General features: G+C 71.2%; 24 protein-coding genes and 1 pseudogene. 20 read left to right on the top strand and 5 right to left on the bottom strand.

Going from position 1 to position 25,126, the window contains the following annotated elements:
- The 16 genes from CCN56_RS00345 to CCN56_RS00420 form a co-directional block, all read left to right on the top strand.
- Positions 1–1,209, top strand: a 1,209-nt coding sequence (locus tag CCN56_RS00345; protein WP_086821976.1) for a biotin/lipoyl-containing protein, incomplete at its 5' end; no start/stop codon positions are given.
- A 180-nt stretch (positions 1,210–1,389) separates the two neighbouring features.
- Positions 1,390–1,719 (top strand): TcmI family type II polyketide cyclase, encoded by a 330-nt coding sequence (locus CCN56_RS00350; RefSeq protein ID WP_086821979.1) that lies wholly within the window; start codon positions 1,390–1,392, stop codon positions 1,717–1,719.
- Positions 1,716–2,987 (top strand): beta-ketoacyl synthase, encoded by a 1,272-nt coding sequence (locus CCN56_RS00355; RefSeq protein WP_041131687.1) that lies wholly within the window; start codon positions 1,716–1,718, stop codon positions 2,985–2,987. The genes CCN56_RS00350 and CCN56_RS00355 overlap by 4 nt, the downstream gene beginning before the upstream one ends.
- Complete coding sequence (locus CCN56_RS00360; protein WP_086821982.1) at positions 2,984–4,210, top strand: ketosynthase chain-length factor; 1,227 nt, start codon at positions 2,984–2,986, stop codon at positions 4,208–4,210. The genes CCN56_RS00355 and CCN56_RS00360 overlap by 4 nt, the downstream gene beginning before the upstream one ends.
- Positions 4,211–4,272: 62 nt before the next feature.
- The gene (locus CCN56_RS00365; RefSeq protein WP_041131689.1) at positions 4,273–4,542 is read left to right on the top strand and encodes an acyl carrier protein; all 270 of its coding nucleotides are present in this window, start codon (positions 4,273–4,275) and stop codon (positions 4,540–4,542) included.
- 39 nt (positions 4,543–4,581) lie between these two features.
- Positions 4,582–5,376 carry a 3-oxoacyl-ACP reductase FabG gene (fabG, locus tag CCN56_RS00370; RefSeq protein ID WP_086821985.1) on the top strand — a complete coding sequence of 265 codons (795 nt, stop codon included), beginning with the start codon at positions 4,582–4,584 and terminating at the stop codon, positions 5,374–5,376.
- A gap of 76 nt (positions 5,377–5,452) precedes the next feature.
- Entirely contained in the window at positions 5,453–6,394 is a 942-nt protein-coding gene (locus CCN56_RS00375) for an aromatase/cyclase (protein ID WP_086821989.1), read from the top strand.
- A gap of 2 nt (positions 6,395–6,396) precedes the next feature.
- Positions 6,397–7,854, top strand: a complete 1,458-nt coding sequence (locus CCN56_RS00380; RefSeq protein WP_086821992.1) for an FAD-dependent monooxygenase — start codon at positions 6,397–6,399, stop codon at positions 7,852–7,854.
- Positions 7,855–7,926: 72 nt separating this feature from the next.
- Complete coding sequence (locus CCN56_RS00385; RefSeq protein ID WP_086821994.1) at positions 7,927–9,453, top strand: FAD-dependent monooxygenase; 1,527 nt, start codon at positions 7,927–7,929, stop codon at positions 9,451–9,453.
- On the top strand, positions 9,450–10,352 hold the full coding sequence (locus tag CCN56_RS00390; protein WP_086822029.1) for an alpha/beta fold hydrolase: 903 nt from the start codon (positions 9,450–9,452) through the stop codon (positions 10,350–10,352). The genes CCN56_RS00385 and CCN56_RS00390 overlap by 4 nt, the downstream gene beginning before the upstream one ends.
- Positions 10,349–11,608: an MFS transporter gene (locus tag CCN56_RS00395; protein WP_086821997.1), complete on the top strand. Its 1,260-nt coding sequence runs from the start codon at positions 10,349–10,351 to the stop codon at positions 11,606–11,608. The genes CCN56_RS00390 and CCN56_RS00395 overlap by 4 nt, the downstream gene beginning before the upstream one ends.
- Positions 11,605–12,447: a 4'-phosphopantetheinyl transferase superfamily protein gene (locus tag CCN56_RS00400; protein WP_218779379.1), complete on the top strand. Its 843-nt coding sequence runs from the start codon at positions 11,605–11,607 to the stop codon at positions 12,445–12,447. Before CCN56_RS00395 ends, CCN56_RS00400 begins: the two co-directional genes overlap by 4 nt.
- A 16-nt stretch (positions 12,448–12,463) precedes the next feature.
- Positions 12,464–14,035 (top strand): acyl-CoA carboxylase subunit beta, encoded by a 1,572-nt coding sequence (locus CCN56_RS00405; protein ID WP_086822000.1) that lies wholly within the window; start codon positions 12,464–12,466, stop codon positions 14,033–14,035.
- Between the two features lie 29 nt (positions 14,036–14,064).
- Positions 14,065–14,298 (top strand): acyl-CoA carboxylase subunit epsilon, encoded by a 234-nt coding sequence (locus CCN56_RS00410; protein ID WP_086822003.1) that lies wholly within the window; start codon positions 14,065–14,067, stop codon positions 14,296–14,298.
- A 151-nt stretch (positions 14,299–14,449) separates the two neighbouring features.
- The gene (locus tag CCN56_RS00415; RefSeq protein WP_086822006.1) at positions 14,450–15,940 is read left to right on the top strand and encodes an MFS transporter; all 1,491 of its coding nucleotides are present in this window, start codon (positions 14,450–14,452) and stop codon (positions 15,938–15,940) included.
- A gap of 16 nt (positions 15,941–15,956) precedes the next feature.
- A complete protein-coding gene (locus tag CCN56_RS00420) occupies positions 15,957–16,373 on the top strand; it encodes a TIGR03618 family F420-dependent PPOX class oxidoreductase (protein ID WP_086822009.1) in 417 nt (138 codons plus the stop codon).
- 80 nt (positions 16,374–16,453) lie between these two features.
- On the opposite strand, the gene CCN56_RS00425 is transcribed toward CCN56_RS00420, so the two are convergent.
- Positions 16,454–16,954 (bottom strand): nuclear transport factor 2 family protein, encoded by a 501-nt coding sequence (locus tag CCN56_RS00425; protein WP_086822012.1) that lies wholly within the window; start codon positions 16,952–16,954, stop codon positions 16,454–16,456.
- A gap of 144 nt (positions 16,955–17,098) precedes the next feature.
- On the opposite strand from CCN56_RS00425, the gene CCN56_RS00430 reads away from it, so the two are divergent.
- Positions 17,099–18,568 carry an FAD-dependent monooxygenase gene (locus CCN56_RS00430; protein WP_086822014.1) on the top strand — a complete coding sequence of 490 codons (1,470 nt, stop codon included), beginning with the start codon at positions 17,099–17,101 and terminating at the stop codon, positions 18,566–18,568.
- 49 nt (positions 18,569–18,617) lie between these two features.
- Complete coding sequence (locus CCN56_RS00435; protein WP_086822016.1) at positions 18,618–19,313, top strand: antibiotic biosynthesis monooxygenase; 696 nt, start codon at positions 18,618–18,620, stop codon at positions 19,311–19,313.
- A gap of 151 nt (positions 19,314–19,464) precedes the next feature.
- On the opposite strand, the gene CCN56_RS43815 is transcribed toward CCN56_RS00435, so the two are convergent.
- A complete protein-coding gene (locus CCN56_RS43815) occupies positions 19,465–20,064 on the bottom strand; it encodes a TetR/AcrR family transcriptional regulator (protein ID WP_078908536.1) in 600 nt (199 codons plus the stop codon).
- A 591-nt stretch (positions 20,065–20,655) separates the two neighbouring features.
- On the opposite strand from CCN56_RS43815, the gene CCN56_RS00445 reads away from it, so the two are divergent.
- Entirely contained in the window at positions 20,656–21,297 is a 642-nt protein-coding gene (locus tag CCN56_RS00445; RefSeq protein WP_306300573.1) for a response regulator transcription factor, read from the top strand.
- Positions 21,298–21,361: 64 nt separating this feature from the next.
- On the top strand, positions 21,362–21,727 hold the full coding sequence (locus CCN56_RS00450; protein ID WP_086822022.1) for an antibiotic biosynthesis monooxygenase: 366 nt from the start codon (positions 21,362–21,364) through the stop codon (positions 21,725–21,727).
- Positions 21,728–21,827: 100 nt separating this feature from the next.
- On the opposite strand, the gene CCN56_RS00455 is transcribed toward CCN56_RS00450, so the two are convergent.
- The 3 genes and pseudogenes from CCN56_RS00455 to CCN56_RS00465 form a co-directional block, all read right to left on the bottom strand.
- Complete coding sequence (locus CCN56_RS00455; RefSeq protein WP_086822024.1) at positions 21,828–22,955, bottom strand: low specificity L-threonine aldolase; 1,128 nt, start codon at positions 22,953–22,955, stop codon at positions 21,828–21,830.
- A complete protein-coding gene (locus CCN56_RS00460; protein WP_086822027.1) occupies positions 22,948–24,009 on the bottom strand; it encodes a 2-oxoacid:ferredoxin oxidoreductase subunit beta in 1,062 nt (353 codons plus the stop codon). Before CCN56_RS00460 ends, CCN56_RS00455 begins: the two co-directional genes overlap by 8 nt.
- Positions 24,002–25,126, bottom strand: a pseudogene (locus CCN56_RS00465) (2-oxoglutarate ferredoxin oxidoreductase subunit alpha); the annotation flags it as partial. The gene CCN56_RS00460 and the pseudogene CCN56_RS00465, both read right to left, overlap by 8 nt.

Raw genomic sequence — 25,126 nt, forward strand, 5'->3', positions numbered from 1 at the left:
TTCGGCCGGGGCGAGTGCTTCGTCGAGCGCTACCTCGACAAGCCGCGCCACGTGGAGACCCAGTGCCTCGCCGACCAGCACGGCAACGTGGTCGTCGTGTCGACCCGTGACTGCTCGCTGCAGCGCCGCCACCAGAAGCTGGTCGAGGAGGCCCCGGCGCCGTTCCTGACCCAGGAGCAGAACGAGCAGCTGTACGCGGCGTCGAAGGCGATCCTGAAGGAGGCCGGCTACGTCGGCGCCGGCACGGTCGAGTTCCTCGTCGGCACGGACGGCACGATCTCCTTCCTGGAGGTCAACACGCGTCTGCAGGTCGAGCACCCGGTGACCGAGGAGGTCACGGGCCTCGACCTGGTCCGCGAGATGTTCCGGATCGCCGACGGCGAGGAGCTCGGCTACGGCGACCCGGAGATCCGCGGTCACTCCTTCGAGTTCCGCATCAACGGCGAGGACCCGGGCCGCAACTTCCTTCCGGCCCCCGGCACGGTCACCCTCTTCACCCCGCCGTCCGGCCCCGGTGTCCGCCTGGACGCGGGCGTCGAGACCGGGTCGGTGGTCGGTCCGGCCTGGGACTCCCTGCTCGCCAAGCTCGTCATCACCGGCGCCACCCGCGAGCAGGCCCTGCAGCGTGCCGCCCGTGCCCTGGGCGAGTTCACCGTGGAGGGAATGGCCACCGCCCTCCCGTTCCACCGGAAGGTGGTCGCCGATCCTGCCTTCGCCCCCGAACTTCAGGGCGAGGAAGGTCCGTTCGCCGTCCACACGCGCTGGATCGAGACCGGGTTCAGCAACGACATCCCCGCCTTCGCGGCGCCCGGCGAGGCCGGGGCCGACGGAGAGGCCGGCCGCGAGACCCTGGTCATCGAAGTCGGAGGCAGGCGTCTGGAGGTCTCCGTCCCCTCTCCGTCGTCGCTGGGCACGGCGGTGGCCCGCGGCGGTGCGGCCGTCGGGTCCAGACCCGGGCGCCGCCCGGTCAGGACGTCGGCGCCCGCCGCTTCCGGCGGCCACCTCGTCTCGCCGATGCAGGGAACCATCGTCAAGGTGGGCGTCGAGGACGGCCAGGAGGTCAAGGAGGGCGATCTCATCGTCGTCCTGGAGGCGATGAAGATGGAACAGCCCCTCAACGCCCACCGCTCCGGCACCGTCAGCGGGCTCTCCGCGCAGGTCGGTGCGTCGATCACCTCCGGCACGGTCATCTGTGAGATCAGGGATTGACCGGCGCTCCTTCCGATTCTCCCCTCCTTCCGATCCTCCCCTCCTCTCGATTCTCCCCTCCTTCCGATTGCCCCCTCCTTTCGATTCCCCTTCCTTCTGATTCCCCTTCCATCTGATTCCTCCTGCCTTCGTCTGCTCTCCCCCCGTCATGCCAGTAAGACCAGTTGAGGAGTGAACCCCATGCACAGCACGCTCATCGTCGCCCGCCTGCAACCCGGCGCGGCGTCCGACGTGGCCCGACTCTTCGGTGCGTTCGACGAGACCGAGATGCCCCACCTCATGGGAACGCGGCGTCGCCAGCTGTTCTCGTACCGGGGCCTGTACTTCCACCTCCAGGACTTCGACGAGGACAACGGCGGCGAGCTGATCGAAAAGGCCAAGTCCGACCCGCGCTTCGTCGGCATCAGCAACGACCTGAAGCCCTTCATCGAGGCGTACGACCCGGCGACCTGGCGTTCGCCCGCCGACGCCATGGCCGAGCGCTTCTACCACTGGGAGGTGTCGGCATGACCGGGCGACGGGTTGTCGTCACCGGCATCGAAGTGCTGGCTCCCGGAGGCATCGGAGCCAAGAACTTCTGGAACCTGCTGAGCGAGGGCCGCACGGCGACGCGCGGCATCACCTTCTTCGACCCGACGCCGTTCCGCTCCCGGGTCGCCGCGGAGATCGACTTCGATCCGTACGAGCACGGGCTCGGCCCCCAGGAGGTCCGGCGCCTCGACCGGGCCGCCCAGTTCGCCGTGGTCGCGGCGCGCGGTGCGGTCGCCGACAGCGGCGTCGAGCTGGACCGCCTCGACCCGTACCGCGTCGGCGTCACCGTGGGCAGCGCCGTCGGCGCCACCATGGGCCTCGACGAGGAGTACCGGGTCGTCAGCGACGGCGGCCGGCTCGATCTCGTCGACCACGCCTACGCGGCCCCGCACCTCTACAACCACATGGTCCCCAGCTCCTTCGCGGCCGAGGTCGCCTGGGCCGTCGGCGCCGAGGGACCCAGCACCGTGGTGTCCACGGGCTGCACCTCCGGCATCGACTCGGTGGGCTACGCCGTCGAGCTGATCCGCGAGGGATCGGCCGACGTCATGATCGCCGGCTCGTCCGACGCCCCGATCTCCCCGATCACCATGGCCTGCTTCGACGCGATCAAGGCCACCACCCCCCGCAACGACGACGCGGAGCACGCGTCCCGTCCCTTCGACGGCACCCGGAACGGGTTCGTCCTGGGTGAGGGCGCCGCCGTCTTCGTCCTGGAGGAGCTGGAGAGCGCGAAGAAGCGCGGCGCGCACATCTACGCGGAGATCGCCGGCTACGCGACGCGCAGCAACGCCTACCACATGACGGGCCTGCGCCCGGACGGTGCCGAGATGGCGGAGGCGATCCGGGTCGCACTCGACGAGGCGCGGCTGAACGTGGAGGCGATCGACTACATCAACGCGCACGGCTCCGGCACCAAGCAGAACGACCGCCACGAGACCGCCGCCTTCAAGCGGAGCCTGGGCGAGCACGCCTACCGCACCCCGGTGAGCTCGATCAAGTCGATGGTCGGGCACTCGCTCGGCGCGATCGGCTCCATCGAGATCGCCGCCTCGGCCCTGGCGATGGAACACAACGTGGTGCCGCCCACGGCGAACCTCCACACCCCCGACCCGGAGTGCGACCTCGACTACGTGCCGATCGTCGCGCGCGAGCAGCTGACGGACGCGGTCCTCACCGTCGGCAGCGGATTCGGCGGATTCCAGAGCGCCATGGTGCTCACACGTCCCGAGAGGAGCCTCGTATGACCGGGCCCGCGCCCGCCTCCGTGGTGGTGACCGGCCTCGGCATCGCCTCCCCGAACGGCCTCGGCACCCAGGACTACTGGGCGGCCACCCGCAGCGGCAAGAGCGGCATCGGCCGCATCACCCACTTCGACCCGTCGGGCTACCCCGCGAAACTCGCGGGCGAGATCCCCGGCTTCGAGGCGTCGGAACACCTGCCGAGCCGTCTCATCCCGCAGACCGACCGGATGACGCGGATCGCGCTCGCCGCCACCGACTGGGCGCTCGCCGACGCCGGCGTGACCCCCGCAGAACTCCCCGAGTTCGACATGGGCGTGGTCACGGCCAGTGCGTCCGGGGGCTTCGAGTTCGGCCAGGGCGAGCTGCAGAAGCTGTGGAGCCAGGGCAGCCAGTACGTCTCCGCGTACCAGTCCTTCGCCTGGTTCTACGCCGTCAACAGCGGCCAGATCTCCATCCGCAACGGCATGAAGGGCCCCAGCGGCGTCGTCGTCAGCGACCAGGCGGGGGGCATCGACGCGGTGGCGCAGGCCCGGCGGCAGATCCGCAAGGGCACGAGCCTGGTCGTGTCCGGCGCCGTGGACGCCTCGATCTGCCCCTGGGGCTGGGTGGCCCAGCTCGCGAGCGGCAGGCTGAGCACCAGCGAGGAGCCGACCCGGGCGTACGTCCCCTTCGACCGCGACGCGCGGGGGTACGTGCCGGGCGAAGGCGGCGCGATCCTGATCCTGGAGGACGCCGAGGCGGCACGCGCGCGGGGCGCGCGGGTCTACGGCGAGATCGCCGGGTACGGCGCCACCATCGACCCCAAGCCCGGGACCGGCCGTGAGCCCGGCCTGCGCAAGGCCATCGAACTGGCCCTCGCCGACGCCGGCCTCGCACCGGGCGAGGTGGACGTGGTCTTCGCCGACGCGGCGGCCGACCCCGAGCTCGACCGGGCCGAGGCCGAGGCGATCACCGCCGTCTTCGGACCCCGGGGCGTCCCGGTCACCGCCCCCAAGACCATGACCGGACGCCTCTACTCGGGCGCCGCGCCGCTCGACCTGGCCGCCGCGTTCCTGGCGATGGAGGACGGCGTCATCCCGCCCACCACGCACATCGATCCGTCCCCGGAGTACGACCTGGACCTGGTCGTCTCCCAGCCCCGCTCCGCCCGGGTCCGCGCCGCGCTGGTGCTGGCCAGGGGCCATGGCGGGTTCAACTCCGCGATGGCCGTCCGAGCCGTCGGCTAGTACGCGCGGCACCTTCTTCTTGATCGACAGACCTTTACCCCACACCGTTGAAAGGGACCACCATGGCCACTGAACTCTTCACCCTCGACGACCTGAAGCGGATCCTCCTGGAGGCCGCGGGCGCGGACGAAGGCGTCGACCTGGACGGCGACATCCTGGACACCGAGTTCGAGCTCCTCGGTTACGAGTCGCTGGCGCTCCTGGAGACGGGCGGGCGCATCGAGCGCGAGTACGGCATCACCCTCGACGACGACGCGCTGACCGACGCCGTCACCCCGCGTGCCCTCATCGACGCCGTCAACGCGCAGTTCGCTGCCGCCCGCGCCGCCTGAACCACCTGAATCGTCGTGAAGGAAGGGAACGGAACGGACATGACGCAGGACGCGCAGAGCACCGCACGCGTGGCGCTCATCACCGGGGCCACCAGCGGCATCGGCCTCGCCTCGGCCAGGCTCCTCGCCGAGCAGGGACACCGGGTCTTCATCGGCGCGCGCAGCGCCGAGAACGTCACGGCGACGGTCAAGGAGCTGCGGGAGGAAGGGCTCGACGTCGACGGCTCCGTCGTCGACGTCCGCGATTCCGCCGCGGTGACGGCGTTCGTCCAGGCCGCCGTCGACCGGTTCGGCACGATCGACGTCCTGGTCAACAACGCGGGCCGGTCCGGCGGCGGGGTGACCGCGGACATCGCGGACGAGCTGTGGGACGACGTGATCGACACCAACCTCAACAGCGTCTTCCGGCTGACGAAGGAGGTGCTGAACACCGGCGGCATGCGGCACAAGGACCGCGGCCGGATCATCAACATCGCCTCCACGGCGGGCAAGCAGGGCGTCGTGCTCGGCGCCCCGTACTCCGCCTCCAAGCACGGCGTGGTCGGCTTCACCAAGGCGCTGGGCAACGAACTGGCGCCCACCGGCATCACCGTCAACGCCGTCTGCCCCGGTTACGTCGAGACGCCCATGGCGCAGCGCGTGCGGCAGGGGTACGCCGCCGCGTACGACACCGACGAGGACACGATCCTGGCGAAGTTCCAGTCGAAGATCCCGCTCGGCCGCTACTCCACCCCCGAGGAGGTCGCCGGACTCGTCGGATACCTCGCCTCCGACACCGCCGGCTCCATCACCGCGCAGGCGCTCAACGTCTGCGGCGGCCTCGGCAACTTCTGACCCCACCGCCGCGATCCGCTGCACGGACCGACACGGACCGGCACGGATCCGCGACACAGACCAAGGAGAAGTGCTCATGACGACTCGCGAGGTCGAGCACGAGATCACCGTCAACGCCCCGGCCGCCGCCGCCTACCGGCTGCTGGCCGAGGTCACCAACTGGCCGCGCATCTTCCCTCCCACGATCCACGTCGACCAGGTGGAGAAGAACGAGGCCGGCACCGAGGAACGGATACGCATCTGGGCGACGGCGGGCGGCGAGGCCAAGAACTGGACGTCGCGCCGCACCCTGGACCCGGACGCCCTGCGCATCACGTTCCGGCAGGAGATCACGACGCCGCCGGTCGCCGCGATGGGCGGCACCTGGATCATCGAGCCGCTGGGCGACCGGGACTCCAGGATCCGGCTGCTGCACGACTACCGTGCGATCGACGACGACCCGGACGGACTGCGCTGGATCGACGAGGCCGTCGACCGCAACAGCCGCTCCGAGCTGGCGGCGCTCAAGGAGAACCTCGAACTCGCCCATGCGGCCGAGGACGTGACGTTCTCCTTCACCGACAGCGTGCTCGTCCAGGGCAGCGCGAAGCGCGCGTACGCGTTCATCGACGAGGCGCACCTGTGGGCCGAGCGGCTGCCGCACGTGGCGACCGTCCGGCTCACCGAGGACTCCCCGGGGCTGCAGACCCTGGAGATGGACACGCGGGCCAAGGACGGCAGCGTGCACACCACCAAGTCGTACCGGGTGACGTTCCCCCACCACCGGATCGCCTACAAGCAGGTCACGCTGCCCGCGCTGATGACCCTGCACACCGGTCTGTGGACCTTCGAGGAGACCCCCGAGGGCACGGTCGCCTCCTCCCAGCACACGGTCACCCTCAACACCGCCAACATCGCGAAGATCCTCGGCCCGGAGGCGACCGTCGCCGACGCCCGCGCGTACGTGCACTCCGCGCTGAGCACCAACAGCCTGGCCACCCTCGGCCACGCCAAGAGCCACGCCGAGCAGAGCGGCTGACCGTGTCCCGGAACCGCCTGGACACCCAGGTCATCGTCGTCGGCGCCGGACCCGTCGGGCTCATGCTCGCCGGTGAGCTGCGGCTGGGCGGCGCCGAGGTGGTCGTCCTGGAACGACGCGACGCCCCCACCACGGAGTCGAGGGCCTCCACCCTGCACGCCCGCACGATGGAGATCCTCGACAGCCGTGGACTGCTCGCGGCGTTCGGCACCCCGCCGAGCGAGCCGCGCGGCCACTTCGGCGGCATTCCGCTCGATCTCACCCTGCCCGGCCCCTACCCGGGCCAGTGGAAGGTGCCGCAGTTCCGGACCGAGGAGGTGCTCCAGGAGCGGGCGCTCTCGCTCGGCGCGGACATCCGGCGCGGCCATGAACTGCGCACGGTGTCCACGGCGGTGGACGGGGAGCACGTCGAGGCCGAGGCGGTCGGCCCCGACGGTCCCCTGCTCCTGCGCGGCCGGTATCTGGTCGCCTGCGACGGCGAGGACAGTACGGTACGCGGCCTCACGGGCGCCGCCTTCCCGGGGCGGGACGCCGGCCGTGAACTGCTGCGCGCCGACGTCGACGGCATCGAGGTCCCGAACCGGCGCTTCGAACGGCTGGCCGGGGGCCTGGCCATCGCGGCACGCAGGGACGACGGCGTGACGCGGGTGATGGTGCACGAGTTCGGCAGCACCGCCCGAGCGCGTACCGGGGCACCGGAGTTCACCGAGATCGCCGACGTGTGGAAGCGGGTCACCGGCGAGGACATCAGCGCCGGCACCCCGCTGTGGGCGAACTCCTTCGGCGACGCCAACCGCCAGCTCGTCCGCTACCGGGACGGAAACGTCCTGTACGCCGGTGACGCGGCCCACCGGCAGATGCCCATCGGCGGCCAGGCCCTCAACCTCGGGCTCCAGGACGCCTTCAACCTGGGCTGGAAGCTGGCGCTGCACCTGCGCGGGGCCGCTCCCGCGACCCTCCTCGACAGCTACCACCGGGAACGGCACGCCGTGGGCCGGCGCGTTCTGGCCAACATCGAGGCGCAGGCACTGCTGCTGCTCGGCGGAGCCGAAGTGGAGCCCCTCCGGGCCGTGTGGACGGAACTGATCAAGCTCGAAGCGGTACGCGGACACCTCGCCGGAATGATCAGCGGCCTCGATGTCCGGTACGCCGTCGACGGCCCCCCGCACCCCCTGCTGGGAGCCCGGCTGCCGTACACCCTCCCGCACCCCGCCGCGCAGGCCCTGCGCGCGGGCCGTGGGGTGCTGCTCGACCCGCGCCGCCCCACGGACGGCGTGCCGCGCGGCGGCGACGGGTGGACGGACCGGGTCACCGCGGTGGCTGCCCCCGCCGAACCGGGCGGCGCCGAGGAAGGCGCCGACGCCGTCCTCGTACGGCCGGACGGGCACGTCGCATGGGCGGGGCCCGGGAGCGACGGCCTGCCCCAGGCCCTGGAGCGCTGGTTCGGCCCGCCGCTCTGAGCCCTCCACCGTCCGGCCCTCCGGGGCACGCCCTGCCCTCTCACCCCATCTCAACGAACCGAAGGGAAGGCCATGTCCCTCAACTCGCCCGACGGCGCCGGGACCCTGGACGCCGACGTCATCGTCGTCGGTGCCGGGCCGGCCGGTCTGATGCTCGCCGGAGAACTGCGGCTCGGCGGGGCACGCGTCATCGTCACGGAGCGGCTGGAGCGGCCCACCGGGCAGTCCCGCGGCCTGGGCTTCACCGCACGCGCCATGGAGGTGTTCGACCAGCGCGGTCTCCTCCCGCGCTTCGGCGACCCGGCGACCAGCCCGATGGGCCACTTCGGCGGGGTGCAGTTCGACTACACCGTCCTCGACGGCGCCCACTTCGGGGCCCGGGGCATCCCGCAGTCGCAGACCGAGGCGGTCCTCGAGGAGTGGGCGACGGAGCTGGGCGCGGACATCCGGCGGGGCTGGGAGTTCGTCGAGCTGGCCGAGGGGTTCCTGGACGGGGACGAGGTCGGGATCACCGTACGGACCCCGGACGGCGTCCAGCGGCTCCGCGCCGCCTACCTGGTGGGCTGCGACGGCGGGCAGAGCGCCGTACGCAAGGCGGCCGGGTTCGACTTCCCGGGCACCGCGGCGACCCGGGCGATGTTCCTCGCCGATGTCGTCGGCTGCGATCTGCGTCCGCGGTTCCTGGGCGAACGGCTGCCGCACGGCATGGTGATGGCGGCCCCCCTGGGCGAGGGCGTGGACCGGGTCATCGTCTGCCCGGACGGCACCCCGGCGCGCGAGCGCGACCAGGAGCTGACCTTCGCCGAGATCGCGGACGCCTGGCAGCACATCACCGGCGAGGACATCCACGACGGCGACGCGGAGTGGGTGAGCTCCTTCACCGACGCCACCCGGCAGGCGTCGGAGTACCGGCGCGGCAGGGTGCTGCTCGTCGGAGACGCGGCGCACATCCACCTCCCGGCCGGCGGACAGGGGTTGAGCACGGGCGTGCAGGACGCCGCGAACCTCGGCTGGAAGCTGGCGGACGTGGTGAGGGGCGGGGCGCCCGAGGGCCTCCTCGACAGCTACCACGCCGAGCGGCACCCGGTGGGCGCCCGGCTCCTGATGAACACCCGCGCCCAGGGCACGGTGTTCCTCGGCGGCGAGGAGGCGGACCCGCTGCGCGAACTGTTCACGGAACTCATCGCGTACGACGACGTCAAACGGCACCTGGCCGGAGTGGTCAGCGGCCTCGACATCCGCTACGACATCGCCGAGGCCACCGGCGACGCCCACCCGCTCACCGGCCGCCGCCTCGGGGACCGCCTGCTGATCGGCGCGGCGGGGGAGACCCGCACCACCGAGCTGCTGCACCCGGCGCGCGGCGTGCTGCTCGACCTCTCCGACGACCCCGAGATCCGCCGGGCGGCGGTCTGCTACCTGGCGCGGGTGCGCATCACGACCGCGGTGCCGAAGCCGGTGGACGGCGAGGATCCGCTGTCCGGGGCGTCCGCGGTCCTGGTGCGGCCCGACGGGTACGTCGCCTGGGCCGGCGGGCCGGACGACCTCGCCGGACTGACCCGCGCGCTGCGACGATGGTTCGGGGCACCCGCCTCATGAGCGCCGCACCGTCCACGCCGACCCCGGCACGGGCCGTCTCCCGCGGAGTGCGCCGCATCACCCTGGACGCGGCCGGCGTCCCGCTGTCCGCCCTGCTGAGCGAGCCGGAGGGCACCGCGCCGCGCGCGACCGTGCTCGCCCTCCACGGCGGCGGCATGAGCGCGGGCTACTTCGACGGACAGGCGCACCCCGAGCAGTCCCTCCTCGCGCTGGGCGCGAGCCTCGGCTACTCGGTGCTCGCGCTCGACCGCCCCGGCTACGGGTCCTCGGCGGCCCGACTCCCCGAAGGACAGACCCTGGGCGAACAGTCCGCGGCGGTACGGGCGGCGCTCGCCGACTTCACCTCGCGGTACGCGACCGGGGCCGGCACCCTGCTGCTCGCCCACTCCTTCGGCGGCAAGCTCGCCCTGTCCATCGCGGCCGACCCGGACACGCCCGACCTCCTGGGCCTGGACATCTCCGGTCTCGGCCACCGCTATGCCGTGGACCTCGCCGAGGCCTCCGGCGCGGCGTCCCGACGGCGGTTCCACTGGGGCCCGCTGTCGCTGTACCCACCCGACACCTTCCGCGCCAGTGCCGGCGTCGTGGCCCCCATGCCGAGGCAGGAGGCGGGCGAACTGGCGCAGTGGCCACGCCTGTTCACCGAACTGGCCCCGCGCGTCCGCATCCCGGTGCGGCTGACCTTCGCCGAGCACGAGGCGTGGTGGCGGCACGGCGAGCAGGACCTGGCGGACCTCACGGCCCGGCTGACCGCCGCCCCCCGCGTGGTGGTGGACCGGCAGCCCGCCGCCGGCCACAACATCAGCCTGGGCTGGGCGGCCCGCTCGTACCACCTGCGGACCCTGGCGTTCCTGGAGGACTGCATCCCGGACCGGACGCGAGTGACCGCGCACTCATGAGCAGCCCACTCAAGCGCCCCTTCCCCTCCCTGGCTGTCCGCAACTTCCGGCTCTTCGCCGCCGGACAGGTGCTGTCCGCCACGGGCACCTGGATGATGGTGGTGGCCCAGGACTGGCTGGTCCTGAGCCTCACGGACAACTCCGCGACCACCCTGGGCGCCGTCACCGCACTGCAGTTCGCACCGCTGCTGCTGACGCTGTACGGCGGCCGGCTCGCCGACCGCCACGACAAGCGCCTGCTGCTGACCGTCGCCAACCTGGCATCCGGCGCCCTGGCGCTGCCGCTGGCCCTGCTGGTGCTCACGGACACCGTGCGCCTCTGGCACGTCTGTCTGTTCGCGCTCGGCCTCGGCCTGGTCAACGCGGTCGAGGTGCCGACCCGGATGGCGTTCGTGAGCGAACTGGTCGGCGGCGACCTGCTGCCCAACGCCTCGGCGCTCAGCGCCGCCTACTTCAACGCCGCCCGCGTCATCGGGCCGGCGCTCGCCGGACTGCTCATCACCGGCCTCGGCACCGGCTGGGTGATGCTGCTCAACGCGGTCAGCTACCTGGCGACGGTGGCGGGACTGCGCATGATGCGGCCCTCCGAGATGCACCGCGGCGCGGAACGGGACGCCCGACCCCGCGTCGTGGACGGGCTGCGGCACGTCGTGGAACGCGGCGACCTCGCTCCGGTCCTCGTGCTCGTCGCGGTCGTCGGGCTGTTCGGGATGAACTTCCAGCTGACGCTCCCCCTGCTGGCCAAGACCGTGTTCCACTCCGACGCGGCCTCCTTCGGCCTCCTGACGGCGGGCTTCGCCGCGGGGTCGCTGCTCGCGGCCTTCGCCACCAGCGCCCGGAGGGGCCGCCCGTCCGGCGCTCTCGTGGCCGGGTCCGCACTCGCCTTCGGAGTCCTGGAGACGCTCGCGGGCGCGGCCCCCACGGCCGCGGCGGCCGTCGTCCTGCTGTGCCTGACCGGCTTCGCGGCGATCTACTTCGTCCAGGCGGCCAACCACCGGGTCCAGCTCGGCAGCGATCCGCGGTACCGCGGCCGGGTCATGGCGCTCTACACCCTGATCCTCCAGGGCTCCACACCGATCGGCTCCCTCGTCGTGGGGGAGGTCGCCGAACGGCTCGGGGCCCGGCCGGGACTGTGGCTGGGCGGGCTCGTGTCGCTGACGGCCGGAGGCCTCGCGCTGCTGCACGTACGCCGTACGGAACAGGCCCGACCCGAGGAGCGCCGCCTGCCGGCGGACGAACCCGTGGTGCGGCCATGAGCAGGCCGGCGGTGTCCACGAGCCCGCGCTCCAGTGCCGGGCAGCCGGTGTCCCCCGCAGTCCCCGGTGACGGCGGGCACCCTGCGCCGCTCGCAGTCCCCGGCGACGGCGGGCACGCCGCCGGGCGGCAGGCGTCCCTCGCCGTCCCCGCCGACGGGCTGCAGGCTGCCGGGCGGCAGGCGTCGTCCCTCGCCGTCCCCGCCGACGGTCCGCACACGTGGATCCTGCGCGTCCCGGCCGCGGACGAGCCGGCACCGACCCCGCTCCCTCCGGAGCTGGACGAGACCGAGGCGGACCGGGCCGGTTCCTTCGTACGACCCCTCGACCGGCAGCGGTACGTGGCGGCGCACCTCGCGCTGCGCCGGCTGCTCGCCCGCTACACCGGGATCCCGCCCGGCCGGATACGCCTGGGCAGGAGCGGCGGCCCGCGCGGGAAGCCGCTGCTCCTCGACGCCCCGGTGCCGCTGCACTTCTCGCTGTCGCACAGCCACGGCCTGATCGCGATCGCCGTGGCCGGACGGCCCGTGGGCGTCGACGTCCAGGCCCTGCCGTCGCCCGAGAGGGTCGAGGCCTGCCTCCCGGCGCTGCACCCGGCGGAGCGGGAGGAGCTGGCGGGACTTCCCACGGCCGAACGCCTCGTGGAGTTCGGCCGGTTGTGGACCCGTAAGGAGGCATTCCTCAAGGGCCTCGGCACCGGCCTGGCCCGTCCGCCCGCCGCCGACTACCTGGGGCGGCGCGCGACTCCCGAGGGACCAGAGGGCTGGATCGTGCGCGATCTGCCCACGCATCCGGGGTACGCGGCGGCGACCGCCCTGCGGACCCCGGGCAGTCGAACCTGAAGAGAAGAGGAACACCATGGCGACCCCACAGTCCGCGAACGAGGTCCTCGACCGGCTGGACCGACTCGCCGCATTCAAGGAGCTGGCCCATCAGGGCCCGGACCCCGAGGCCACCGAGCGACAGCACGCGAAGGGCAAGCTGACCGCGCGCGAGCGCATCGAACTCCTCCTCGACAAGGGCAGCTTCACGGAGATCGAGCAGCTGCGCCGGCACCGGGCGGTCGGTTTCGGCCTGGAGGCCAAGAAGCCGTACACCGACGGTGTCGTCACCGGCTGGGGCACGGTCGAGGGCCGCACGGTCTTCGTCTACGCGCACGACTTCCGGATCTTCGGCGGCGCCCTCGGCGAGGCCCACGCCACCAAGATCCACAAGATCATGGACATGGCCATCGCGGCCGGTGCCCCGCTGGTCTCCCTGAACGACGGCGCCGGCGCCCGCATCCAGGAGGGCGTCTCCGCCCTCGCCGGCTACGGCGGCATCTTCCAGCGCAACACCAAGGCCTCGGGCGTCATCCCGCAGATCAGCGTGATGCTCGGCCCGTGCGCCGGCGGCGCCGCGTACTCGCCCGCGTTGACCGACTTCGTGTTCATGGTCCGCGAGACCTCGCAGATGTTCATCACCGGCCCGGACGTCGTCAAGGCCGTGACCGGTGAGGAGATCACCCAGGACGGACTCGGTGGCGCGGACGTGCACGCCGGGACCTCGGGCGTCGCGCACTTCGCGTACGACGACGAGGAGACCTGCCTCGCCGAGGTCCGCTATTTGCTGTCGCTGCTGCCGCAGAACAACCGGGAGATGCCGCCGCGCACCGTGTGCGCCGACCCGGTGGACCGCACCGGCGACGCGCTGCTCGATCTGGTGCCGACGGACGGCGGCCGTGCCTACGACGTCCGCGGGGTGATCGAGGAGGTCGTCGACGACGGCGAGTACATGGAGGTGCACGCCACTTGGGCGCCGAACCTCGTGTGCGCGCTGGCCCGGGTCGACGGCCACGTGGTGGGCGTCGTCGCCAACCAGCCGGCCTCGCTGGCGGGCGTGCTGGACATCCGGGCGAGCGAGAAGGGGGCGAGGTTCGTCCAGTTCTGCGACTCCTTCAACATCCCGCTGATCACGCTCGTCGACGTGCCGGGCTTCCTGCCGGGTGTGGACCAGGAGCACGACGGCATCATCCGGCGTGGCGCGAAACTGCTGTACGCGTACTGCAACGCCACGGTGCCGCGGATCTCGGTGGTGCTGCGCAAGGCGTACGGCGGCGCGTACATCGTGATGGACTCCCGTTCCATCGGCGCGGACATCGCGCTGGCCTGGCCCGGCAACGAGATCGCCGTGATGGGGGCCGAGGGCGCGGCCAACGTGGTGTTCCGCCGCGAGATAGCCGCCGCCGACGACCCCGAGGCCATGCGTCGGCAGAAGATCGACGAGTACCGCGACGAGCTGGTGCACCCGTACTACGCGGCGGAGCGCGGGCTCGTCGACGACGTCATCGACCCCCGCGAGACCCGCTCGGTGCTGTGCCGTGCGGTCGCCATGCTGTCCGCCAAGGACGCCGACCTGCCGCGCCGCAAGCACGGCAACCCGCCCCAGTAGACGACCCGCCCCAGTAGAAGGTGATCGAGATGACCGATTCCCGGCTTTCCCAGCTCCTCAGCGTGGACCGCGGCAACCCCGGGCCCGAGGAGCTCGCCGCGCTCACGGCGGCGCTCGTCGTCCGACTCGCCAGGGAGGCCTCGTCGGACGCGCCCTCCGCGGGGCGGCGCGATGCGGCGGGGTGGCGGCGACCGGAACGCGCCTCCATGTTCGAGGGCCCGCGCTCGTGGCGGGCGGCCGGGCGGGGCGGGGCCCGCGCCTGAGGGCCGTGCCGCCGTCGGACCGCGGAGGCGTCGTCGGACCGCGGAAACGTCGTCGGAAAGACATCCAGAGTTGACATCCGGTGCGCGGTATCCGTGTAGTGTGGAACCGGAGGAGGATTCCGGTTCCGCCTAACCCTTAGGAGCTACTCCCATGTCTGCCTCAGACTCCACGCTCGAACAGCGCGCACCGTTAGACACCAAGCAGACCCCTGAGGGCCGCAAGCCCGGGATCATCCTGGCGTTCATCGGCGTCGCGCAGTTCATGGTGTTCCTCGACGTGTCGATCGTGAACGTCGCCCTGCCGTCCATCCAGGACAGCCTCAAGATGCCCGAGGTGAACCTGGAGTACATCATCACCGCCTACGGCACCGTGCTCGGCGGATTCCTGCTGCTCGGCGGCCGGTTGGCCGACCGGTTCGGCCGCCGCCGGATGCTCCAGAGCGGACTCGTCGTCTTCGCCCTGACGTCGCTGGTGGCCGGACTGGCCCAGAACGACGCGATGCTGATCGGCGCGCGCGCCGTGCAGGGCCTCGGCTCGGCGCTCATCGCCCCGGCCGCCCTGTCCATCCTGACCAACACCTTCGCCGAGGGCCCCGCGCGCAACAAGGCGCTGGGCATCTGGGGCGCGCTGACCGGCATGGCGTCGGTCGCCGGCGTCATCCTGGGCGGCCTGCTCACGCAGGGGCCGGGCTGGCGCTGGATCTTCTTCATCAACGTGCCGATCGGCCTCGTGGCCGCGGCGATCGCTCCGACGATCGTGCGGGAGGGCCGGGGCAAGAGCCGGGAGACCTTCGACACCGCCGGCGCCGTCGCCCTCACGGCCTCGCTGCTGCTGCTGATCTTCACCCTCGGCGAGGCCGTATACGTCGGCTGGACCACCTTCCGCACCATCGGCAGCCTGGCCGGCGTGGTCGTGCTGTTCGTGGCCTTCCTGGTGATCGAGTCGCGGGCCGCCTCGCCGCTGATCCCGCTCAGCATCTTCCGGCTGCGGGCCCTGCGGACCGCGAACGTCGCCACCGTGCTGCTCTTCGGCACCACGGTGACCCTGTTCTTCTTCGCCAGCCTCTTCATGCAGCAGGTCTACGGCTACTCGCCGACCCGCGCCGGCCTGGCCTACGTCCCCCTCGCCATCGTCGTGTCCGTCGGCGCCGGCCTCGCCTCCAACCTGGTCACCAAGGTCGCGGCGAAGCCGGTGCTCCTGATCGGGCTCTCGCTCACCTCCGTGGGACTGTTCCTGCTCTGGCGCGCACCCGCCTACGGCAGCTACGCCGTCGACCTGCTGCCCGCCTTCCTCATCGTCGGACTCGGGCTCGGCATGTCCTTCGTGACGCTGCAGATCACGGCGTTCGTCGGCGTCGGGAAGGAGGAGTCGGGCCTGGCCGCCGGACTCATCAACACCAGCCAGGAGGCCGGCGGAGCGCTCGGTGTGGCCATCGCGGCGACCATCGCGTTCAGCAAGATCGCCCCGCTGAAGGCCGCCGCGCACGGCGACCCGGTCCTGCTGCGGTACGGCCGCGCGGAGGTCTTCCACCAGGCGTTCCTGGTCGGCATCTTCTTCAGCGTCGGGGCACTGCTCCTCGCGGTGGCGCTGCTGCCGTGGGCGCGGCCGTCCGACCGTCCCGACACCCTGCCCGTCGCGTAGAGAGAGGAACGACACGATGTCGCTGTCCGAAGGACGTACGAGGGCACCGAAGTTGACGCGATCGGTCGAGGCGTTCCTGGCCGAGCCGGGCCTCGCGACGCTGACGACCCTCCGGCCCGACGGCACCCCCCACGTGGTGGTCGTCCGGTTCACCTGGGACTCCGCGGCGGGCCTCGCCCGTGTCATGACGGTCGGCTCCTCCCGCAAGGCCCGGAACCTGATCGCCCGGCCGGGCAGCCGCGCCGCGCTGTGTCAGATGGAGGGCTTCCAGTGGGTCACCCTCGAAGGCACCGCCGTCGCCTCCGACGATCCCGTACGCGTGACCGAGGGCGCACGGCGCTACGCCGAGCGCTACTACCAGGCGCCGCCCAACCCGCCGGGCCGGGTGGTCCTGGAGATCGCGGTCGACCGGGTGATGTCGCTCAACTGCTGAACGCACCGCCTGCGCGCGGTGGCGCCGGGAGTACGGGAATCCCCGTCTCCCGGCACCACCGCGCAGGGGGCCGCTCCTGGTCAGCCGGCGGGCGCCGGCGGCCGGCCGGTCGCCCAGATCAGGTGGAACGACAAGCGGGAGAGCCGCCAGCCGCCAGGCGTACGGCGGGCCTCGCCCTCCACCGAGGTGCCGGTCGCGAAGGGCGCACGGGAAGCGTCGTCCGACGGCCCGCCGGCCGACAGATGGACGTGGGTCGAGATGAGATTGGCCCGCAGCGAGGCCCGGTCGTCACCGTCGAGGACGACGACGGCCGGCGAATTCAGATGCTGCGTCCGCTCGAATGCCGCCAGGGCGGTGCGGTGGTAATCGGCGAGACCGTCGATTCCCTCGTGACGACTGATCGGGAATTCGACGCACGCGTCCCCGGTGAACAGGCCGCGCGCCCATTCATCGTCAAGCTTGTCATGGTCAAGACCGATGAGATAGCGGTCGAGGAGCGTGCCGACCTCGGCGGCATCGGCAGCTCCCGCGGTGAACGGCCCCTCAGGGGCGCCGGATCGACTGAAATGGCTTGTGGTCATATTCGAGTTTTGCCGAGCGCGCCGCCGCAGGCCAACCCCGCCTGTAGCTGATCTGACGTATCTGTCAAATCTCTGTAGCGGCGTCTCTTTACCCCACGAGATGACCCGGGCAACACTGGAGAAACCCCAGCCGGAAGAGGGCAGATGGAAAACTTCAACGCGGACGTGATCATCGTAGGCGGCGGCCCCACGGGGCTCATGCTGGCAGGAGAACTGGGTCTCAACGGGGTGTCGTCGATTGTTCTGGAACGGCTCACGGAGCCGATTCGGCAGTCGCGTGCCCTCGGCTTCTCGGCGCGCACCATCGAGGAATTCGACCAGCGCGGACTGCTGTCGCGACTCGGCGATGTTCAGGTCATTCCCGTCGGTCATTTCGGCGGGGTCCCCCTCGACTACCGCGTGATCGAGGGAGGTTCGTACGGAGCGCGCGGAATACCCCAGTCGCGCACCGAGGCCATGCTGGCCGGGTGGGCGGCGGAACAGGGCGCCGAGGTGCGCCGCGGCCACACGGTCACCGGACTCGACAGCGACGACCAGGGCGTCACCGTGGCGTTCGACACCGCCGAGGGGCCGGGCAGCCTGCGCGCCCGCTACGTGGTGGGCTGCGACGGCGGCCGCAGCACCGTCCGGCGGCTGGCCGGCATCGACTTCCCCGGCACCGACGCGGCCATCGAACTGCGCCTCGCCGACGTGTCCGGCGTCCGACTGCGGCCGCGCTTCAGCGGCGAACGGGTGCCGGGCGGGATGGTCATGGTGCTGCCGCTCGGCCCGGACCACAACCGCATCGTCTACTACGACCGCGCCGAACCGCTGCGCGAGAGCCGGGAGCCGCTCGCCTTCGACGAGGTCGTCGAGGCCTTCGAGCGGCTGACCGGCGAGGACATCCACGAGGCCGAGCCCCTGTGGGTCAGCTCGACCACCGACGCCAGCCGCCAGGCCGCCGAGTACCGGCGCGGGCGCGTGTTCCTGGCCGGCGACGCGGCGCACATCCACCTGCCCATCGGCGCCCAGGGGATGAGCGCGGGCGTCCAGGACGCGGTCAACCTCGGCTGGAAGCTCGCCCTCGACATCAAGGGCAAGGCCCCCGCGGGGCTGCTCGACACGTACCACAGCGAGCGGCACCCGGTCGGCGCCCGCATCCTGGCCAACACCCTCGCCCAGCGCTTCCTCTACCTCGGGGGAGACGAGATCAAGCCGCTGCTCGACGTGTTCACCGAGCTGACGGCGTACGAGGACGTCCAGCGCCACCTCGTCGGGATGGTCACCGGCCTGGACATCCGCCACGAGGTCGGCCCCGGCGACCACCCGCTGCTCGGCCGGCGCCTGGACAACCAGGAGGTGGTGCTCAAGGACAGGAAGACCACCAACTTCGAGCTGCTGCACCCCGGCCGCGGCGTGCTGTTCGACCTCGCGGACGACCCCGAGCTGCGTCGTATCGGCGAGGGCTGGGCGGACCGGGTGGACACGGTCACCGCCGACCGCCACAACTGCGACATCCCGCTGGACGGCTTCCTGGTCCGCCCCGACGGATACGTCGCCTGGGTCTCCACCGCGGGCTCCCGCGAGCAGGGGCTCACCGACGCCCTCGCCCGCTGGTTCGGCCCGGTCGCCTGAGAACCGACTCCCTTTCCGCCAGTTCCCTCCTGAAACGGAAGAGCATCCCATGCCCAACATCGCCACCGAAGACCGTCACCTGACCGTCCTCAACCTGTTCTCCACGGACGCGGCCGAGAAGCAGACGCGCCTGCTCGGAGCGATGCGGGAGATCGTCGACGCCGCGGCCTACCCCGGCTGGATCTCCAGCACCGTGCACAGCGGCCAGGACAAGTTCGGCACCGCCAACTTCATCCAGTGGCGCAGCGGCGAGGACCTGGAGAAGCGCTACGCGGGCGACGAGTTCCAGCACCGCACGTGGCCGCTCTTCTCCGAGATCACCACGTCGATCCGGCTGCTGCAGACCGAGATAGCCTTCGCCCAGCGGCACCCCTCGCTGGGCGGTGTCACGGAGATCTCGCCCGACCGGGACGACTACACGGTCATCGAGGTCTTCCTGGTGGCGGACGAGAACCAGGCCGACCTGGTCGAGGCCCTGGGCCAGGACCAGGAGTGGCTGGTCGACGTGGAGGGCTACCGCTCCCACAGCGTGCTGCGCGGCCTCGCGGCACGCGGGGTCGAGGGCGCCTTCGTCGTCGCCTACTCGCAGTGGAACGACAAGGAGTCGTACGACGCGTTCCGGGCGGTACCGACCGCCGAGCAGCCGGCCGCCCGGCAGAAGGCGCAGGCCCGCGTCGACTCCCTCGCGACCTCCAGCGACTGGAACTCGTACCGCGTGGTCCACACGCGGTCCGCGGGCAAGTAACCGGCGCGCCGGCGACGGGACTTCCCGCTCGGCCCGGCGGACGGACGCACGACGGAAAGACGCGGACAGGTAAGGACGCGGACAGGTAAGGACGCGGACACGGAAAGACCGGACCCCGACAAGGCTTCTCTTGTCGGGGTCCGGCCGTGCGTCAGGACGAACGCAGTCCGTCGAGCACGATGTCGATGTAGCGACGCCAGTCGCCGGTGCGGCGGTGCACGATCGCGGTGAGGCCGCAGGTGATCGCCAGGATGTCGGCGCCCGCGAGGTCCGGCCGCATGGTGCCGGCCGCCTGGCCCTTCCCGACGAGATCCATCAGCTCGGCCTCGAGGTCGGCCCGCATCTCGCTCGGCGGCCCCTCGGAGCCGAGGGTGCCCTCGACGACGCTGGCGAACCCGCGGTCCCGGGCCTCCACCTCGCCGATGTGCGTCAGCAACAGGTGCAGCGCCTCGAGCGGTGCGTCCTGGGCCGTTTCACGGCAGGAGGTGCGGTAGTACTCCACGATCTCGCCGAACCGCTGCTGCGCGGCCGCCTCGATCATGGCTTCCTTCGTGGGGAAGTGGCGGTAGAGCGTGCCGATGCCGACGCCGGCACGGTGGGCCACCTCGTCCATCGAGACGCTGTCCCCTCCCTCGGCGAAGAGCGCCCGTGCGGCGGCCAGCACCTTGGCACGGTTGCGCTCGGCATCCGCGCGGCGCGGCCGGGGAGCGTCGTCGGGCCTGGACGGCGACATTGAAGCGGAGCTAGTCATGCGGAATCTCCTTCCACTTAAACCATACGTGGTCCGGCGCGGCCCGAGGAGGCTCGGGGCGGCGGCACCGGCGGGCGGCGCCCCGCCGACGGGTCCGCCGACGGGTCCGCCGACGAGTCCGCCCTCGGGTCCGTCGGCGTGATCGGGGCGGTCGGTCCAACGGAATTCAACTTTTTCGAATGAGCGGTGATGCCGGTCACATGCGACGTCGGTCACATGTACTGGATATGACACTCGGGCCGGTCTGCATGGATCTTCTGAAAGTGCCAGGCCGCACTGCCGGGGGGTGTGTCAATTCTTTGAAAAGTCCCCCAAGGGGAGGCAAAGCTGCTGACAGGGAATGTCGCCGGAAGCCCCTGCTTTTACGAAACCGCAACAACTTCTTCATCCTGGGGGTCCGTGGATCTCGAACCGATGCATGTAGGTTCTTTATCGATATCTGGTTCGAGTCATGAAGTGGGTCAACCGGACGGGGGAGATGTGAATCACGGTTCGCTGGGCATACTTTCAGAGCCTCGCATGATAGAGGCGAGTGTGCCGGAGCAGACGCGAAGGACGGCTGGAATGTCCGACTGTTGGCGCATTCTTGTCGTGGACGACGATTCGGCCGGCGCGGAGTCCTTAGTGTGCCGACTGCGACGGCACGGCCATCAGGCGATCAGTACGGCCAAGGGCAGCACCGCCCTGGAGGCGCACGACGATGTCGACCTGGTCCTGCTGGACCTCGAACTTCCCGACCTGGACGGCCTGGAGGTCTGCCGGGCCATCCGCGCGGTGAGCAGCGTCCCGATCATCGTCGTCACCGCCCGCGAGTCCGAACTCGACTGTGTGCTGGGTCTCCAGGCCGGCGCGGACGACTATGTGGTCAAGCCCTACGGCTTCCGGGAGCTGATGGCACGCATGGAGGCCGTCATGCGCCGCATGCGGTCCGCCCAGTGGCCCACGGCCAGGGAGATCCTGCACGGCCCGCTCCGGATAGACCTGGACTCCCGCGAGGTCAGCGTGGACGGCCGCAGGATCGAGACCACCCGCAAGGAATTCGACCTGCTGCGGCTCCTCGCCTCCCATCCGGGAGCCGTCGTTCCGCGCAAGCGGATCCTCCAGCAGGTGTGGGGGGATTCATGGTCACGTCGCACCATCGACACGCATGTCAGCAGCTTGCGCGGCAAACTCGGCGGAAGTGGCTGGATCATCACCGTCCGCGGAGTCGGATTCAAACTCGGAGACGGATGAATTCTTGCCTCCCTGCATAGGGGACGAGAGAAACCGAACGGCGAAACGGAAACGAGGATTCAGCATGAGCAATCCATTCCCCCTGACCGACGCGCTCGTCGAAGGGCCCGTCACCCTGATCAACGCCTTCACCGTGCCGGTGGAGGAGTCCGAGCTGTTCCTGCACCGGTGGAAGGACAACGCCCGGATCATGGCCCGACAGCCGGGGTTTCTCCAGGCCCGGATGTACCGCTCCCTGGTCGACGCCGTGGAGCTGCGCTTCATCAACGTGGCCGAGTGGGAGTCGGGGAAGGCCCTGGACGCGGCGCGCGCCAACCCCGAGTTCCGCGCGTCGGCGCTGCGGATCGTCGACGACCCCGACCTGCACGTCACTCCGCGGCCGGTCGTCTACCAGGCCGCCCTCGAGGTGCAGCCGGGCGACCTGTTGTGACCCAGGGCTGAGCCCGGCAACCGCCCCACCAGCGTGGTCGGTTGCCGGGCCGGGCCGGGCCGGAGCGGTTCGGTCGGAAGCGCCCTGGCCCGACGGGACATCAGTCCCGTACGCAGTGGTGCCGCGACCTGTCACGCGGGCGCGGACGGCGCTCGGCCGCCGGCGCGGCGGCCGAGCGCCGACGGATCGACGCCAGGAGCCGGTCGACATCGGCGGTGGAGTGCGAGAACGAGGTCACGAAGCGCACGACCCCGGGCTCCCAGCGGTCGTGGTAGAAGGCGTACCCCTCCGCGAGGAGCTCCTCGACGACCGGCTGGGCGAGCGCGCAGAAGACCATGTTCATCTCCGGCTCGCTGCCGAGCTCGACGCCCGGCATCCCCTTCAGGCCGTCCCAGAGCCGGGACGCCAGGGCGTTCGCCCGGCCGGCATTGCGCAGCCACAGGCCGTCGGACAGGTAGGCGTCGAGCTGTGCGGCGTGGAAGCGGGCCTTCGCGGGAAGCTGCCCGGCGCGCTTGACGCGGGCGGCGAGCTCGGCGGAGGCGGAGGGGTGGAAGGAGATGACCGCATCGGCGGTCATCGTCCCGTTCTTCGTGGTGCCGAACGACAGCACGTCGACCCCGGCCTTCCAGCTCATCTCGGCCGGACTGGCCCCGAGACGGCTCAGGGCATTGGCGAACCGCGCCCCGTCCATGTGCACCCCGAGGCCGGCGGACTTGGCGTGCAGGCTCAGTACGCGGATCTCCTCCAGCGTGTAGGCGCCGCCGCTCTCCGTGCCCTGGCTGATGCTCAGCACCGAGGGCCGCATGCTGTGCACGTCACCGGCACGACGCCGCACCTCGTGCTGCAGGGCATCGGGGTCGATCCTGCCGCCGGCACCGGGGACGGCGACGATCTTGGAGCCGCCCGTGAAGAACTCGGCGGCCCCGCATTCGTCGTTGTCGATGTGGCTGTCGGGGTGGCATAGGATGCTCCCCCACGGGCGCGAAAGAGACGACAGGGCAAGGCCGTTGGCAGCGGTACCGGAAGACACCAGGAAGACGTCCACGTCCCGCTCGAAGACCTCCCCGAGCCGGCGACGGACGGAGTCGGTGAAGGGATCCGCGCCGTACGGCATGGCGTGGCCCGCCGCGGCCGCCGTGACCGCTTCCAGGACCTCCGGAGACGCGCCGAAGGTGTTGTCGCTCAGGAAGTTCCGGCCGGCGACGTCGTCGGGGTGCGTGTCACTCATCCCGTGTCCAGGTGTCGTTGCCGGTCAGGAGCCGGCCCAGGTCGCCCTTGCCGTACCGCTCGACGGCCGTCTCCAGCTGGTCGGCCATCAGCGTGTCGTAGACCGGGCGGTCCACCGAGCGGAACACCCCGATCGGCGTCTGGTGCAGCGTGTCCGGGTCGGCCAGCCGGGAGAGCGCGAACGCGGTGGTGGGGGTGGTCGCGTGGGCGTCGTGGATCAGGACCGAGCCCTCGTTGTCGGGGGTGACCGTGACGACCGTCAGGTCACCGGTGGCCGGGTCGCGGACGACGCCCTTCTCGTTGTCGGCGCCGAAGCGGATCGGCCGGCCGTGTTCGAGGCGGATGACGGCTTCCTGGGCCTGGTCCTTGTCCTTGAGGGCCTCGAAGGCGCCGTCGTTGAAGATGTTGCAGTTCTGGTAGATCTCCACCAGGGCGGTGCCGTTGTGTTCGGAGGCCTGGCGCAGCACCTCGGTGAGGTGCTTGCGGTCGGAGTCGACGGTGCGGGCCACGAAGCTCGCCTCGGCGCCCAGCGCCAGCGACACCGGGTTGAAGGGGGCGTCGAGGGAGCCCATCGGCGTCGACTTGGTGATCTTGCCGAGTTCGGAGGTGGGGCTGTACTGGCCCTTGGTGAGGCCGTAGATCCGGTTGTTGAACAGCAGGATCTTCAGGTTGACGTTGCGGCGCAGGGCGTGGATGAGGTGGTTGCCGCCGATGGACAGCGCGTCGCCGTCGCCGGTGACGACCCAGACGGACAGGTCGCGGCGCGAGGTGGCCAGGCCCGTCGCGATGGCGGGGGCGCGGCCGTGGATGGAGTGCATCCCGTAGGTGTTCATGTAGTACGGGAAGCGGGAGGAGCAGCCGATGCCGGAGACGAAGACGATGTTCTCGCGTGCCAGGCCGAGTTCGGGCATGAAGCCCTGCACGGCGGCCAGGACCGCGTAGTCGCCGCAGCCCGGGCACCAGCGGACCTCCTGGTCGGACTTGAAGTCCTTCATGGACTGCTTGGCCTCGGCCTTGGGCACCAGGTGCAGGAGCGTCTCGGTGGGCTCAGGCATCGATGGCCTCCTTGAGGGCGGCGGCGAGCTGCTCGGCCTTGAACGGCATGCCGTTGACCTGGGTGTGGCTGCGGGCGTCGACGAGGTACTTGGCCCGGACGAGGGTGGCGAGCTGGCCGAGGTTCATCTCGGGGATGACGACCTTCTCGTACCGCTTCAGGATCTCGCCGAGGTTCTTGGGGAAGGGGTTGAGGTGGCGCAGGTGGGTCTGGGCGATGTGGCCGCCCTCGCGGCGGATGCGGCGCACGGCGGCGGTGAGCGGCCCGTAGGTGGAGCCCCAGCCCAGCACCAGGGTGGTGGCGCCGTCGGGGTCGTCGACCTCCAGGTCCGGCACGGCGATGCCGTCGATCTTGGCCTGGCGGGTGCGGACCATGAACTCGTGGTTGGCCGGGTCGTAGGAGATGTTGCCGGTGCCGTCCTGCTTCTCGATGCCGCCGATACGGTGCTCCAGGCCGGGGGTGCCGGGCACCGCCCAGGGCCGGGCCAGGGTCTCCGGGTCGCGCTGGTAGGGCCAGAAGACCTCGGTGCCGTCGGCGAGGGTGTGGTTCGGGCCGGTGGCGAACGGGGTCGTCAGGTCGGGGAGCTCGGCGACGTCCGGGATGCGCCAGGGCTCGGAGCCGTTGGCGAGATAGCCGTCGGAGAGCAGGAAGACGGGGGTGCGGTAGGTCAGGGCGATCCGGGCGGCCTCCAGGGCCGCGTCGAAGCAGTCCGCCGGCGTCTTCGGGGCCACGACCGGGACGGGGGCCTCGCCGTTGCGGCCGTACATCGCCTGCAGCAGATCGGCCTGCTCGGTCTTGGTCGGCAGACCGGTGGAGGGTCCGCCGCGCTGGATGTCGACGATCAGCAGCGGCAGCTCCAGCGAGACCGCCAGCCCGATCGTCTCGCTCTTGAGCGCCACACCCGGACCACTCGTCGTGGTGACGGCCAGCGAGCCGCCGAAGGCGGCGCCCAGGGCGGCGCCGATGCCGGCGATCTCGTCCTCGGCCTGGAAGGTGCGCACGCCGAAGTTCTTGTGCTTGGACAGCTCGTGCAGGATGTCGGAGGCCGGGGTGATGGGGTAGGAGCCGAGGTAGAGCGGCAGGTCGGCCTGCCGGCTGGCGGCGATCAGGCCGTAGGA

The sequence above is a fragment of the Streptomyces sp. NRRL B-24572 genome (genome assembly GCF_002156145.1).
Taxonomy (GTDB): domain Bacteria; phylum Actinomycetota; class Actinomycetes; order Streptomycetales; family Streptomycetaceae; genus Streptomyces; species Streptomyces vietnamensis.